Annotated in this window: 14 protein-coding genes and 1 pseudogene; 3 read left to right on the plus strand and 12 right to left on the minus strand. The window is 45.8% G+C overall.

Translation table 11 applies throughout. The annotated features are described in order from the left end of the window. Window position 1: 1 nt before the first annotated feature. From flgK to RL70_RS04130, 8 genes are all read right to left on the minus strand, one after another. Window positions 2–1,501, minus strand: coding sequence for a flagellar hook-associated protein FlgK (gene flgK / locus RL70_RS04095; RefSeq protein ID WP_039042132.1), 1,500 nt, complete (start codon window positions 1,499–1,501; stop codon window positions 2–4). Window positions 1,502–1,514: 13 nt separating this feature from the next. Beyond that, complete coding sequence (locus RL70_RS04100) at window positions 1,515–2,012, minus strand: flagellar protein FlgN (RefSeq protein WP_039042133.1); 498 nt, start codon at window positions 2,010–2,012, stop codon at window positions 1,515–1,517. 36 nt (window positions 2,013–2,048) lie between these two features. Further along, window positions 2,049–2,318, minus strand: a complete 270-nt coding sequence (gene flgM, locus RL70_RS04105; protein ID WP_039042134.1) for a flagellar biosynthesis anti-sigma factor FlgM — start codon at window positions 2,316–2,318, stop codon at window positions 2,049–2,051. Between the two features lie 529 nt (window positions 2,319–2,847). Further along, the gene (locus tag RL70_RS04110; protein WP_039042135.1) at window positions 2,848–3,261 is read right to left on the minus strand and encodes a TIGR03826 family flagellar region protein; all 414 of its coding nucleotides are present in this window, start codon (window positions 3,259–3,261) and stop codon (window positions 2,848–2,850) included. Window positions 3,262–3,279: 18 nt separating this feature from the next. Beyond that, window positions 3,280–3,891: a ComF family protein gene (locus tag RL70_RS04115; RefSeq protein ID WP_039042136.1), complete on the minus strand. Its 612-nt coding sequence runs from the start codon at window positions 3,889–3,891 to the stop codon at window positions 3,280–3,282. Next, on the minus strand, window positions 3,888–5,267 hold the full coding sequence (locus RL70_RS04120) for a DEAD/DEAH box helicase (protein ID WP_039042137.1): 1,380 nt from the start codon (window positions 5,265–5,267) through the stop codon (window positions 3,888–3,890). Before RL70_RS04120 ends, RL70_RS04115 begins: the two co-directional genes overlap by 4 nt. Before the next feature lie 18 nt (window positions 5,268–5,285). Next, a complete protein-coding gene (locus RL70_RS04125; protein ID WP_039042138.1) occupies window positions 5,286–6,140 on the minus strand; it encodes a DegV family protein in 855 nt (284 codons plus the stop codon). A 77-nt stretch (window positions 6,141–6,217) separates the two neighbouring features. After that, window positions 6,218–7,450, minus strand: a complete 1,233-nt coding sequence (locus tag RL70_RS04130) for an EAL and HDOD domain-containing protein (RefSeq protein WP_039042139.1) — start codon at window positions 7,448–7,450, stop codon at window positions 6,218–6,220. Between the two features lie 154 nt (window positions 7,451–7,604). Between RL70_RS04130 and RL70_RS04135 the strand changes: the two genes are divergently transcribed. Then, a complete protein-coding gene (locus RL70_RS04135) occupies window positions 7,605–8,381 on the plus strand; it encodes an enoyl-CoA hydratase-related protein (RefSeq protein WP_039042140.1) in 777 nt (258 codons plus the stop codon). 211 nt (window positions 8,382–8,592) lie between these two features. Here RL70_RS04135 and RL70_RS04140 read toward each other — a convergent pair. Continuing rightward, a pseudogene (locus RL70_RS04140) lies at window positions 8,593–8,871 on the minus strand (flagellar protein FliS); the annotation flags it as partial. A gap of 121 nt (window positions 8,872–8,992) precedes the next feature. On the opposite strand from RL70_RS04140, the gene RL70_RS04145 reads away from it, so the two are divergent. Then, entirely contained in the window at window positions 8,993–9,406 is a 414-nt protein-coding gene (locus RL70_RS04145) for a flagellin (RefSeq protein WP_052245756.1), read from the plus strand. A gap of 227 nt (window positions 9,407–9,633) precedes the next feature. On the opposite strand, the gene RL70_RS04150 is transcribed toward RL70_RS04145, so the two are convergent. Continuing rightward, window positions 9,634–9,927 carry a late competence development ComFB family protein gene (locus RL70_RS04150; RefSeq protein ID WP_197054072.1) on the minus strand — a complete coding sequence of 98 codons (294 nt, stop codon included), beginning with the start codon at window positions 9,925–9,927 and terminating at the stop codon, window positions 9,634–9,636. 607 nt (window positions 9,928–10,534) lie between these two features. On the opposite strand from RL70_RS04150, the gene RL70_RS04155 reads away from it, so the two are divergent. After that, the gene (locus RL70_RS04155; protein WP_039042143.1) at window positions 10,535–10,876 is read left to right on the plus strand and encodes a hypothetical protein; all 342 of its coding nucleotides are present in this window, start codon (window positions 10,535–10,537) and stop codon (window positions 10,874–10,876) included. Window positions 10,877–10,937: 61 nt separating this feature from the next. Here the strand turns inward: RL70_RS04155 and RL70_RS04160 are convergent, their stop codons facing one another. Further along, entirely contained in the window at window positions 10,938–12,917 is a 1,980-nt protein-coding gene (locus tag RL70_RS04160) for a S9 family peptidase (RefSeq protein WP_039042144.1), read from the minus strand. 410 nt (window positions 12,918–13,327) lie between these two features. After that, window positions 13,328–14,881 (minus strand): fatty acid--CoA ligase family protein, encoded by a 1,554-nt coding sequence (locus tag RL70_RS04165; RefSeq protein ID WP_039042145.1) that lies wholly within the window; start codon window positions 14,879–14,881, stop codon window positions 13,328–13,330. Window positions 14,882–14,986 lie beyond the last annotated feature (105 nt).

A 14,986-nucleotide genomic window follows, 5' to 3' on the forward strand; every position in this document is an offset into this window, starting at 1 on the left:
ATTATCTGCCGACGACACCCATGCCGTTTATGATCTTATCAAGTGTTTCATCGACAACTGTTACCATTCTTGCGGATGCATTATATGCTTGTTGAAATTGGATCATGTTCGTCATCTCTTCATCAAGTGATACAGCACTAATGGAATCACGTCGATTCGATACGGATATCAAGAGAGTCGCCGAGTTGAACTTCATTTTATCTGCCTGCTGACCGTCCACACCTAGTTGTCCAATGATTCCTTGGAAGAAGGTTTGGACAGTGGCTCCTTCTAACTGGTTTGCATCCGTTCCTTCTATTTTCAAGAACTGAATATTTCCGAGTTCTTTCGCATTTTCTCCGTTCCCTTCCTCACCTGGTTTTGAAGAAGCGGCAATAAGAGACGGGTCTTTAATAATTGCATCACTAACTTTAATACCGCCGGCCCCAGTACCTTCACCTTCGAAGAATATATTACCGGTAGAATTATCACCTAACCCATGACCAGCCTTATGCTGCTCGTTAAAAGCGGTCATAAAAGCATTTGCCATTTTGTCGAGGTCAGCAATCATTTTTGGAAGCAAAGTGTTATTCGTAGCAACTAATGAAGCCAAACGACCTTTGTCTTGCTCCATGTTGGCAACGTCTAAAGAACCTGCAGCATTACCGCCAAACCCGCTAATTGCAAATCCATCTATTGTATCGCCTGTTTTTACAGCACTTAATTGACCTGTTTCTTTTCCACTTAGTAACGGTATACTTCCATTTTTTGTTTTAATGTTGATAACTAAAGAGCCTTCAGCCATCCCTTTAATCGCCTGTCCCCCCGAATCTATCGGAGTTCCCATTTCTATAGGCAGATACTCTGATAGCTGATCGACTAATGCATCACGCGCATCGTACAAATCATTTGGCAAGTACCCGTTTGGCTCAACGCTGCTGATTTGTTTGTTCAAATTTACGATTTGATTCAAAATCGAGTTAATTTCCTTTGTTGAGATTTCGATTTCTTGTCCGTTGTTCGTTCTCAGTTCTTCCAACGACTTGTTCATATAGTTGAAGGAATCTGCTACAGCTATTCCACGCTCCACAGTAACTTTTCGTGCACCGCCATTCTCCGGATGCACTGCCAGGTCCTGAAGACTTCCCCAAAACTGACTGAGTGACTTTTGTAAACCGCTATCCGAAGGCTCGTTCATTACATCTTCAATCTGACCGACCGCCTTTGATCGCGTATCCCAATAGCCGAGTTTAGTGGACTCCCCACGAAATTGATGATCGACAAAGCTGTCACGTACTCGCTGGATAGATCCTGCTTGCACCCCAGTCCCTAAGAACCCAGGCATCGTACCCGAATTTAAACCCACACCGGGAAAGCCCCCTGTAGCTTGCATGTTTACACGCTGTCGCGAGTAGCCGAGTGTGTTAGCGTTACTGATGTTATGCCCTGTCGTATAAAGAGCAGACTGCTGAGTTTGCAAGCCGCGTCTACTTGTTTCTAGTCCCATAAATGTTGAGCCCATGATGATTTCCTCCTCAAGCTTGCGAATCGAATGATGCGATTTTCTCTGTTAGTGGTTTGCCTTGTACTTCATTTTTCGAGTAGTTCACGGATTCGGTCCGTGGACGGACCATGTCCAGCGACAGATTCACAAATTGAAGCGATTGATAGGTCAGCTTCTGGTTTAAATCGTTCTGCCATTTCAATTCATGAATCGCGTGCAGGAGACGGTCCTTCGCCTCCTTGAGCTGAGTGTGTTCCGGCTCTTGGATGATGTTGAGTACATCTGTGATTGTCGGTTGAAGCGGCACCGGACGTCCTTGTTCGGTGAAAAAAGATACGACTGCTGTTTCGCGAGCTTTGTCTGTTTGCAAGATTGCAGCGAGATGAGCTTGCTCGTCTTTGAGGAGCTGATCGAGTCCACTAATGTCGTTTTTCTTAATGCGTGTTGTTTTGTCGTTTGCAATGCGCAGCAGGCTTCGATGTAACTTTTCTAGTTGGTCCAGCGACGCTAGAATCTGTTCGATTGGCATGGTTTTCCCTGCTTTCTTCAAGTTAAGTGCGCCCGCTTATTGTTTCGGTTGGTAATAGCCGATCAGATCGGAAGCGAGCTGTTCCGCGTCGACCTTATACGTACCAGCTTGGATTTGAGCTTTCAGTGCGTTGACTTTTTCATTTCGTTGCGCAGTCACTGGGCTTATTTCGGAAAGTGATTTCGCCTCTTTCGAAATTTCCAATCTGTCGCTTTGAACAGCTTTCTCAAATCCTGCTTTCTCACTCTTCACCTGATTCGCCCGGTACGGGTTCACAGGTGGAATAGGGTTATTATTAATCTTCATGTGCTCTCGCTCCTTTGGAATAGTTTTGACTATTACTCTCTATTTCGGCTGAATCCCAAGTAGTTAAAGGGTCTTTCGTACGAAATTATAGTTTTACCGATATATACACCTCTATACCTACTGGTTTGGTAGCGCTTTACACGTACCCGTTTTTAGGGTTACAAAACTAATTCATTAGGTGGATATTATATTGTAGACAACCCGAGTCTCCCGAGAACCCCGTTGATTGTAGTGGAAAGTGGCGACTCCGGAGGGAACAGCGAAAGCCGTAACGAAGAACGGCTTTTGCGAGTAAAAGCGAAGCGTTAGGAGCACTTCTTTTGAAGCCCCCGATCAGATGCCTTAATTTCTGCAAAAAACGCAATAATACGGCAAACCGAACTCTTCGTTGTTCGATTGGCTGAAATCAAGCCCCTCGGAAAGCGTCCACTTGAAACGTAAATCAACACCGTCAACAATCCAGTTTTATACCAGAAAAATTAATGGCAGTCCCATAGTCATTTTATGACCACTCGGAACTGCCACATAATCACTTTTTACGCTCTGCAAGATACGTCCCTTTGTCTTTTTGTTGAATGGCTTCCCTAAACTCTGTAGCTGCTTCAAACGTTTGCAGCTCTTTCTTAAGTTCTGCTGTACACTCGTCACACAGTTTCCCTTTAGAAGTCAGCTTCCCACAATTATCGCATGGATAGCCTAAATTCGGAAACAAAGCTGGTTGTAAGCGTCCTTTTCGTACCCATTTGTGAAGCATGGCCTCAGTAGCTTCTGTCATTTCTACAATGCGTTCGATTGTCGCTGCACGGTTTTCTCGCTTCCGTAAAAAGCGGTACACCTCTTCATAGATGCGTTCTTCGTTCATCCCACATTTCCCGCACACTTCACGCACACCTGTATAGTTGAAAAAATCGCCACATGATGGGCAATGTCTTAGTTCTGCCATTTGTAGTTCCTCCTGTACTCATTTCTGAATTGATCGAATAAGGGTTACCGCTTCTACCCTCGAGGCGCCTGCTTGTTTCAAGACGGTTGCCGCCTGACGCAGCGTCGTTCCCGTCGTATAAATATCGTCCACCAATCGATACGTGATTGGTTGTACAACTGCACCTGGTACGAGTTCAAATAAATGTTCCACGTTCAGTCGCTCGTGTCTGGACTTTTCTCCCATGACACTTGTATTAGTCTTAGTCAGTAACTGCACATAGGGTCGTTTTGAACCATCCAATAATTTTTCCACGTGAGCAAATGTCCTGATCCGTGCTCGTTCTGGATGCATTGGTATGGGAACGATTGTATCGTTGCTTGAAAATGCACGTCGCAGTTCGTTTGAGAACACTTGTGCAAGTGCTACATCTTGCATGAACTTGTATTGATGAAGCCAATCCCGCATTGCTTCGTCGTACTCGTACAGAGAATGAACGGCATCTAATACGTCCCCTTCTTCCTTTATGTCGGCACGAACGAAGCGTTTTGAACAGTCGTCACAAAGTGTCTTTTTCTTTTCTAGAGCGAAGAACGATTGCCAGGAGGCGACTTCTGAGATTGGTTTCATACACAGTAAGCATGGGTTCATGGTTGATCCCCTCCTGCATTCAGCCGTTTTATTTCCCGACGCGCATGGTCCATTGCGTAACTGATTCCATTATGAAACAACACGAAATCACCAGACGGATGGTTCACATTTCGACCTACGCGACCGCCAATTTGAACAAGTGCACCAGCGTCAAAAATGGATTGTTCAGCACCCACTACTGCCACTTGGATGTTATTAATCGTTATACCCCGTTCTAAGATTGTTGTCGTCAGCAAGCCTGGTATCTTCCCTGCCCGTAAGTCTTGGACATGCTGTTTACGGTCAGGATGCGCGGAATGGACAGCTCGGACCCGATCATCGAGTTGTCGAATGGCTTGCTCCGCTTTCATCATTAGTTCTATTTCATGAAAGAATACTAGGAATGGTTCGTTCAGATCGAGCCGTTGTATGATCCAGTTTTCAAGTGCTTTCGGTATTTTTCCTTTGGATAGCTGTTTGGAGTAGTTCCAGAGTGGTTCATATCGTGGACCAGGGAGTGGGTGACCGTGATAGCGACGATAGATGGTCGAGACTGCGCCTGTTTTCTTGATGTCTGTCAGTAGTTTGTCTGATGGTGTTGCTGTGACGAAGTGGATTGGTGCAGCTGATTTTGCAGCTTTTCGAACGGCGTGCTGAAGGGTTTTCTCTGCAGTATATGGGAATGCATCGGCTTCGTCGACAAAAATCGCGTCGAATGCATGACGGAATCGGTAGAGCTGATGGGTGGTTGCTAGGATAAGTTGGGCGTCGAATGCTTTAACATCTGCTCCGCCATACAATGCTTCCAGTTTTGTCGATGGAAATGCTGCGCGTAGTCGTGGTTCAAGTTCTAATATGACATCGACGCGAGGTGCTGCGATGCATATGCGTTTACCTGCTACTAGTAGCTTATGTATTGGTTCGAATAAAATCTCGGTCTTTCCAGATCCACAAACTGCGTGAATCAGATGCGGACGAGCCCTCACAGTACTCTCATATAATTCTTCGGAGGCACGTTTCTGGTGTTTCGTCAACGTTCCTTCCCACGCAAGGGAGTGTTCTGTGGGGTAATTGGTAGGTGGACCTTTCCAGACGATGAGTTCCGTACAAACGGAGACTCTTCCCATTTGCAGGCAGTTACGGCAGTATGCACAAGGACCTTCGCATTGCAGGCAATTAAACGAGGTGAATAGTTGAGGGTCTTCATTTTCGCACCGAGCACATTTGCAGCTAATTTGCCCGAACAATCCTTTTTTCATCGTGACTCCTGCGGTCGTTTCAATCATTCCACTCTCAATATGTTCATTAATGATTTCCATAGAAAAAGGCGTATGCTGACGCAACCAAATGCGACCGTCCAGAAAGTCTCTGACGGCCGGATCGAATGGTTTGTTCATCCGCACACCCCCTACTGTTTAGTTGTTCATTTTCCGCTTGACCCAACCGAGTCCCATGGCACCTTCACCGAGATGAGTACCGATAACAGGTCCGAAATGGCTGATGGTGAATTTGACATCTGGGAGACGTTCGCTCAATTCTGCTAGCCAGAATTCCGCCTCTTCGGGTTGATTGCCATGAATGATTGAGGCTTCAAGAGGCATTTTAATTGCGTCTTCAGCAAGCATATCTGCGATCCGCTTCATCGCTTTTTTACGAGTCCGGATTTTCTCGAAAGGCACAATGACTTTATCGACAAAATGCAAGATGGGTTTCACTTGTAGTAGGCCACCAATTAATGCTTGTGCACTGGATAGTCTGCCGCCACGTTGCAAGTGAGACAAATCATCGACCATGAAATACGCACGCATCGTTTGTTTCATTTCTGCGAGTTCGCTCATGATGTCGCTCATAGAAGCGCCTGCTTGTGCCAGTTCCGCTGCGCGAATCGCATAGAATCCCTGCAAGTAACAGGAGATTTCTGAATCGAAAACACGGACGTCTAAGGTTTCAGCCAACTCACCAGCTTGGACGGCGCCGGTGTATGTACCGCTGATGCCACTCGACAAGTGAATAGAAACGATTCCCTCTGCACCTGCGTCTTTCAATTCGTTGAACTTCGCTGCGAATTGGCCGACGGACGGTTGTGAAGTTTTCGGTAGCGGCCCATCTCCACGCACTTTTTCGTAAAATTCTTTAGAGGTTAAATCGATTTCTTCGTCATAATCTTGTCCATCTATTGTTACTGCGAGCGGAACAATATGGATCTGTAGCCGCTTGCGCAAGTCTTCGGGTAAGTAGGCCGTACTGTCTGTAACAACTGCAATTTTCACTCTCATCAACTCCTTTCCTCATTCTAACGAATTGCGCTAGAATTGGGAAATGCAATGTGATGAAAAGTAAAACTTTTTTAGTCAAGCTGACGGCCCCACCGGATTGCTTCTTGGGAATAAACACACAAATCGTTCAAAGGGATGTCAAGTTCCTTACAAAGCACTTTCATCTGTGGCAAGTCGAGACGTTCGACAGCAATCGCGATTTGAAGGAACGGTGTCATCTTTGTCGCTTCCCCCATTAGTGTTTGCATTACTTCATCAGAAAGGGGAATATCGTGTTCAATTTCGTGCCAATCACGATGTAATATCGCGTCCAACATCGAAAACATGCCTACTAAGAAAAATTCGTCCGAGTTTTGGTGTCCATTTCTTTTTGCAAGCAGCTCACACAATTTCGCGCGTACAAGGGAATAATCGACAAGTACTTTCGTTCTCCCTTTCCCTTGACCGACACCCATTTGATGGAGCGTAATGATGTAGAGCCATTTTTTTGTTTCTTGCAGTCCAATAAGGACGATCGCTTGTTGGATGGATGTAATTTTTCTTGGGATGCCAAACGCATAGGTGTTGATGAATCGGAGTAGTTTGTAAGTGAGTGACATATCTTGCGTAATGAGTCCTGCCACTTCCCGCACACTCGGCAGCTCGGTATTCAGTCGATCCATAATCCGGAAATTGTGCTCATCAATCGCAGGCACTTCAGCGCCCTTTACGATTTCAGGTGTAGCGAAGAAATACCCTTGAAAGAGCGTGTATCCCGCATCTTTCGCTTCCTTGAATTCGGCTTCTGTTTCAATTTTTTCAGCTAGCAATTGGACATTCGGATAGACTCTTATGAAATTTTGAATCCGTTCGCGTTCTTGTAGATCTGATTGGATGAAATCGACTTTGATGAAATCGATAATTTCAAATAACCCTTTTTCGACTTCATATTGCTTCGTCAGGACAAAATCATCTAGGGCGATTCGAAAGCCTTCGTTTTTCAATTTCCGTAGTTTAGTTAGAAGTGTTGGTGTAATTTCGACATTTTCCAACACTTCGATGATGACTCTCGCCGGATTGAGATGGTCGTACAAATCTTGTGCCAACAATTCACCTGTAAAGTTGATGAAAGAAGGATATGCTCCTGAAACGCGATCGACACCGATCGTGAGAAATGTATTGACTAATACACCGATTGTCGCTTTTTCTGGATTGACGTTTGGAAACCGGTTAACCTCACTGTTGCGATATAAAAGTTCGTAGCCGAAAAGGTTTCCATTACGATCTAAAATCGGCTGTCTACCTACAAATACACTTGCGTCCACTGGGATTCCACCTAACTTAGTCCATTTTCCTACATTGTAGCAAATAAGCACTGTATTGCAAGTTCGATATTTTACAATAGTATCCTTCTTCTGGCTTCAACTTCTTTGAAATGATATGTTTTAAGAGTATTCAATGATTTTGGGGGTGTAAGGGATGAAGACAATTTTATTGGAAAAGAAAAATGGACTTGCATGGGTGACGTTGAATCGACCTGATTCGATGAATGCATTCAATTACGACATGATTCGCGAGCTTGGTGAAACGGTCGAGCAACTTCGCATTGATCCTGAAGTACGTGTCGTTGTATTGACAGGATCAGGGGATCGTGCGCTTAGTGTGGGGGCTGATTTAAAAGAACGAAAGACGTTAACTGACGTTGAAGTGAAACGCAATTTGAACAAAATCGGTGATGTCTTTACTTTGATTGATCAGTTACCGCAACCTACAATTGCGATGATCAATGGCTTTGCGTTCGGTGGTGGAATGGAACTTGCGCTCGCCTGTGATTTCCGATTCGCTGCGATGTCCGCTGTTATGGGACTGACGGAAACGGGTCTTGCGATCATTCCAGGTGCAGGTGGAACCCAGCGTTTGCCGCGTCTCGTAGGAGAAGCAAAAGCGCTTGAGCTCATTTTGACCGCTCAGCGAATGAGCGCATCTGATGCCGCATTATGTGGACTTGTGACGCGTACTGTCGAAGATGCTGTGTTGATAGAAGAGACACAGGCATTTGCTGACAAAATTCTCGCAAACGGGCCAATTGGCGTGCAACAAGCGAAATTTGCGATTAAACAAGGAATGAAGGCGGATCTTGCGACGGGACTTACAATTGAACGAAAAGCGTATGAAATTACGATTCCGACAGAGGATCGAATTGAAGCGTTGAATGCGTTTTCAGAAAAGAGGAAGCCGGAGTTTAAAGGAAGATAAGAGGGAGGGACGCGGATCTGCTTTGTGGTGGATTCGTGTTTTTTTTGTGGGGATGGAGGAGCAGATTCGCTGTACATGCTCGTTTTCTCGCTGTACTCGCTCGTTTCCCCTCCGTACCCGATCATTTCCCCTCCGTACTCGCCCGTTTCCCCTCAGTACCCGATCGTTTCCCCTCCGTACTCGCCCGTTTCCTCTCTGCACCCGCTCGTTCTCACGTGCCCCACAATCCCTCTCCATACAAAAAAGCTGCCTCCGCGGGCAGCTTTTTATATTTAAATGTATGAACTTGCTTCTTCTTTGCGTGCTGCCAATCGGTATGCAGGCTCCTCACAATCGCCTGGGCTTCCGAAATAGCATCCACGTCTGCTTTGAGTGATGCAGTCACTAGGGTTTGATTGGCATAGATATAGAGGGTTAGTAGTCGCTCGCCTTCTACAGAGGTAGCGTCAGTCATTGCCATTAATTCGAATATTAATTGCTGGGCTTGTAGGAGTCCGTCTCGCCAGCGTTTGTCGTTTTGTTCGAGTTGGTGAAGTGAAGCAAGCGGATTGGAACTTTAACAGATTTTTGCCGCCATCAATGATACAGCGGACAAGCTCGAGTTCAACACGATGAAGATTCTTGGAGAAGATAGCGAGCTAACGCTTCAAGTAGGTGGAAACGCCTCGCAGCATATGAAGATTAGCTTGTTTGACGTTCACACAGATGCGATTGGGCTTGGAGGCGCATCGCTAGCGACGCAGGAGGACGCAGACAAGCTGATCAGCACGATTGATAAAGCGTTAGGGACAGTGACAGGATACCTCACAAAAATCGGTTCGCAAATGGAATCGCTTGAGCATCATTTAACGAACGCTGGCGTTTTTGAAGTGAACTTGAATAAGTCGTTATCGCTATTAGAAGACGCCGATATGGCGAGAGAGATGATGGACTTTGTCGGATCCGACATCCGTAAAAAAGGCGACGAGTTATTGATCAAGCATGTAAATAGTACATTACAGGAGTCGCTTGGATTGTTGAAATAAATTTCAATGTCAATATCTAGTGATTCAAGACTGTCCCGTTGATTGAAGCGGATGGCGGCGACTCCGGAGGTATGCCAATGGAAACAACCTAAGTTCACGGCGTCCTGCCGCAACGGTTGCATGACCTACATCCTGTAGGCCCGCGTCCGCCAGAAGCGGAAATCAACACCGTGAATTATATTATTAGTGAAGAAAAAACACCGAAGCCACAAGCGCTTCGGTGTTTTTTACTGCCCTTGTTTCATCGCAAACGTCTCACAGCGTGGACTCTGCGAAACAAGAGCTGCTGATTTAGCGATGATGGCTATGATATTAGTGACCCCTTGGTGATCCGCTTCGTGGGTCGCACGGACATACGGACTATATTTTGAGTTAGAGATGTACCGGGGTGGCAACTCATTGAGGGCGAGTGCCGAGATGTCATTTAAGCACTGCTCGCAGTCACATGCAAGATTCATATTATTCTTATATGACAACAAGGTATCCCGAACGACATCTTCCATTACATTGTGGACTCCCACTTCGTTCTCCTCCATTCGAATTCCCTTCACGACTCTATGTAGCTATCCAAGCCTTCAGGGAATCTGGAAAAGTCTGGACAGTTTTTCTAATACGTTCATCCTACAATATTTCCTAAATAGTTGCAATCGCTTTTGTTTTGCTGAAATTCCTAGTCCCCATAAGAAGTTTGTCCCCATACGTCTGTCCTTTCACCATTTCCGCATTAGAATATAGTAGAAGTGTTCGGATGAAACATGCTTGAAATGCACTCACATCAGCACTTTGACTCGACAAGACAGTTGGCCCCGGACGGTTGTCCAATTGTCAGTAAACAATCAGCATATAGTAGTAGTGTTCGGACGAATAAATCCTACCTTAAACGGAGCGTAGTTCAAAACACATCCACAAGACAATTTCCCTCGGACGCTTGTCCAACTCGTGCAAAATTCACATCATACACTACTAATGTACGGACTAGTAAAACCTTCCTTCCTCGACATGTCGATCAAAAACACATCCACAACACTTTGAGTAGATTGTCCCACGGACGGTTGTCCAACTCTTGTAAAACGAGCTGCATATACTAGAAGTGTCCGGACGCACCACATTTAAAGGAGGTGAATGACCATGGACCACGCTAAAATGCTTAATCAACTTCAATCAGTAGCAGCAGAATCTCTCAACAATCCTCGTATCACGTTGGGTGAGATCACTATCGTTTCTGCTTTGCTGACAGAATTCGCAGTCACACTAATTTTGTTCGAAGAAGTAGAAAAATTCCGCGAGTTCAACGAAAATAATACGACACCTTGCGAAAAAATCGAGTTCGACAAAGCTCTAGCAGATGTGTTAAAAGGCGTTTGTTGTATCGAAGACGCAGTTGTTAAGAAAATCAGAGCAGGCATCGCAATCGATGCAGCCGACGATTCAGTAAATCCCCCTTATGTAGGAGAATGCTGCACACGCTAACCCCTTACTACCTCATCAAAAAACGCCTGTCCCTTCCCCCGGGACAGGCGTTTTCCTCATGTCAAAAGCTCTTTTCAAACCAGCCTGTTAACTCGTTCAAGCGCGTAATACGCAAGTTCGGTTTACCTGTTCGGGACAAGTTATGGTCGGACTCGGGGAACCGAACGAATTCGGTTTCCTTCTTCATGCTTTTCAATGTAATGTACAACTGTTCCGCTTGTTCAATCGGACAGCGTAAGTCATTTTCGGAATGAAGAATGAGCAGAGGTGTTTTCACATTTTCTGCGTATTTCAGCGGCGAATGCTTCCACAATGTGTCGACATCCGTCATATCCGCTTTAATCTGCCAGTCACTGAAGTAATACCCGATGTCTGAAACTCCGAAGAAACTGATCCAATTGGAAATGGAACGTTGTGTAACAGCGGCTTTGAAGCGATCCGTATGGCCGACAATCCAGTTCGTCATGAATCCGCCATAGCTTCCGCCTGTCACGCCGAGCCGATCTTTATCGATCCAGCTATGATTTTTTAAAACATTATCAAGTGCATCCATAATATCTTGGTAATCACCGCCACCATAATCGCCGCGTACTGCATCGACAAATGCTTGGCTATATCCATGACTACCGCGTGGATTGATGTACAGAACACCCCATCCTTGCGCCGCTAGCACTTGCATTTCGTGGAAGAACGAATTGCCGTACATCGCGTGTGGACCACCATGAATGTTCACGACAAGCGGATACGTGTTGCCCTCTTCATAGTTAGCCGGTTTCATCAGCCAACCATGTACATCAAAGCCTCCAGCACCTTCTAATTGGATCGTTTCTGGCTGTACTAATAGTGTGTCTGCTACATAGTTTTCATTGAACGATGTCAATACTTTTCGTTCCCCCGTTAAAATGTCAAGACGATATAATTCTCCCGGGTTCACAGGATTACTAACAGCTGCGAGTGAGAACTGTCCGTTTTTCGCGACATCATAATCGTAGACATGCTCCGACTCAGAAGAAGCAGGATACAAGCTACCGTCCAAATCTGCGAAATACAGTCGGACATCCCCCATCGTCGTCACTTGGAAGTACAAGTAATTGCCTTCAGTCCAAACCGCTTCAGGTGGATTCGGTCCTTGCTGATGATCCGCGACTACCGCATCCCCAAGTGGCGCATCGAGTGCTTCCGTCAGATTAAGCGTCGTCTTGTTTTCACAGTCATAGACATACAGGTCAGAGTGAGTCGCGTTCTCAAACGTCCGATCCGATCCGCCATATGCAATATAGCGATCGTCTTCTGAAAATGAAGCACCACCAAAATAGCCTTGTTCATCAACAAGAACCGTTTCTTCTTTCGTTTCAACATCGACAAGCACCAAAGGCTGACGGAAGTCGAAATCTTTGTTTTCAGCGCGATTCACGCCCACAACGAGCTTCTTTCCGCAATGCGACACCGCTTGCAATGAATGATGGAAAGGATCTTCTGTGAATGCTGTGATTTCTCCACTTTCCAGATTTAAACAACCGATTTGCGAATGACGGTCTTCTTTCACAAACCCTGCCCCATCCGCCTTATATTTCATCGTCGTAACGCGAAGCGCTTCAGGTTGTTTCTTTTCGTCTTTCTCTTCTTTATCTGTAAACGTTTTTCCGTCTTCCAGTGTACTTGTTAGCCAAATTTTCTTTCCGCATGGCGCCCACAAGAAGCTACTCACACCCGTCTCATAGTCCGTCAAACGGCGGGCTTCTCCTCCAGCAACTTGCATAACAAACAGCTGGTTCTTCTCATCACGTGTCGATAAAAACGCAACTCGACTTCCATCCGGCGACCATTGAGGCTGAGAAACGCGCTCTTTCCCATACGTCCATTGCGTCGAACTACCAGACTCCACATCGAGGTGATGCAAATGTGAATGATACGCATTCTCTTCCTTATCTATCTGCGTCACAATAAACACAGCTTCAGAAGCATCCGTAGACAACACCGGATTCGTCACCGACTTCAATTCAAATAAATCCTCTTGCCGAACCATCTGTTTATCTGTCATCTTCATTCCTCCCTAATGCCATCTATTTCGACACCCGGAAGACTTTCCCTCCTAATCTCAAAACATTTTCTGAGAGTATTTGGATTTCCCTTTTCTTTCGCTATCCTGTTTGAGTAAACACTGCCACCTCCCATAATGCAACGCTGATTTGGACTATCGAGCGTTTGCCCGTTCGAACGGAACGCTTCGCCAGGTAAACCCGACGAAACGGGCGGGTTGCCGCGTGGAATGAGCGGGTTACTCATCGGAACGGGCGGGTAGACACTCGAAACGAGCGGGTAACTCTGCGGAACGGTCGGGTAGACGCCTGAAACGAGCGGGTAACTCTACGGAACGGGCGGATAGCACCCTCTCGCAAAATTAAAACAGAGGATGCGTCCGCATCCTCTGCCCCTCTTCCCACCTATAACTCAAGCGCGCACGAAATCCTTCAAAGAACGGCGCAAGATTTTACCGGTCGTGTTCTTCGGCAGTTCATCCAAAAATTCGATATGCTTGGGTACTTTGTACTTCGCTAGACGCTTCTCGCAAAATGCGATCAGCTGCTCTTCCGACACATCTGCCCCTTCTTTTGCGACCACATAAGCAAGTACTTCTTCACCGAAATTCGGATCCGGTACGCCGAGAACTGCTGCTTCTACGAGGTCGCGATGCGTGAACAATACTTCTTCCACTTCTCGCGGATAGACATTATACCCACCAACAATGATCAGATCTTTCTTGCGATCGACTATGTAGAAGTAGCCATTTTCGTCTTTCCGTGCGAGGTCGCCTGTGTACAACCAACCGTCACGAAGGGCAGCTGCTGATTCTTCAGGCATTTTATAGTAGCCTTTCATGACATTGTCGCCTTGAACGATGAGTTCTCCGACTTGTCCGACAGGTACTTCATCTCCAAGCTCATCGACCACTTTGTTCTTCACATTCAAGATCGACGTTCCGATTGAACCCGGAACGCGTTCACGATCTAGTGGATTAAAACATGTCACTGGCGACGCTTCCGACAAACCGTATCCTTCCGACACTTTTACTTGGAACTTCTCTTCGAAGTTTTCAAGGAGTGCAACTGGTAGGGACGCCCCACCTGAAATTGCGAGTCGAATCGACGAAAAGTCTTCACGTGTTGCTTCCGGATATTGCACCATGAAGTTGTACATCGTCGGCACACCCGCAAAGATTGTCGCTTGCTGCTCTTTCACAGCTTTGAACACTTCAGCCGGGCTGAATCTTGGCATCAGGACAATCGTCGCTCCTTTGACAAGAGGTGCGTTGACAACAACAGTCAGTGCGAACACATGGAACACTGGCAATGTTGCGATGACGCGGTCTTCAGACGAAAATCCGAGGTACTCTCCAACGTCACTAGCATTTGAATACAAGTTTCGATGCGTCAACATAGCGCCTTTTGGACGACCAGTCGTACCGGAAGTATACAAAATGATAGCGGTTTCATTTTCATCGACAGCAACTGGCTCCATGTCAGGCTTTCCACTTCTGAGCACTTGGGTGAACAAATGCGTTTTTGCTTTCGCCCCTTCGGACAATGCCTCAACTTTTTCACTTGTCTCCCCCGTTGTCTCACACACAATATAGTGTTCAATGACAGGAAGCTGAACAGATGCTGCTTCAACGAGTGGAAGTAGTTGTTCAAGCGCAACGACTACTTTTGCATCGCTATCCTGCAGAATGTACGAGATTTCATCTGGTGAATAGATTGGATTCACTGGAATCGCAGTTGCACCTAATCGCATGGTTGCATATAGCGATATAAGAAAATGTGGTGTATTGCCGAGTAACAAAGCGACGTGATCACCTTTGTTTACTCCTAAGTCTTGTAAAGCGGATGCGAATAGTGCGACTGATTGGTCAAATTCTGCGTACGATGTATCCTTACCTGTAAAGTGATAAGCTGTTTTTCCAGGCTTTGATTTTGCGGTTGCCCGGACTCTTTCTACTAAATTCATCGTAGTACCACCCTTCGTAGTTGAATGAATAGTCATTCATTACCATCAACTATTAGTATATAAGAAAAATTTAAATAATTCAATAGCCTTTATTTTTAGATATTT

Source organism: Sporosarcina sp. ZBG7A (genome assembly GCF_000813425.1).
Taxonomy (GTDB): Bacteria; Bacillota; Bacilli; order Bacillales_A; family Planococcaceae; genus Sporosarcina.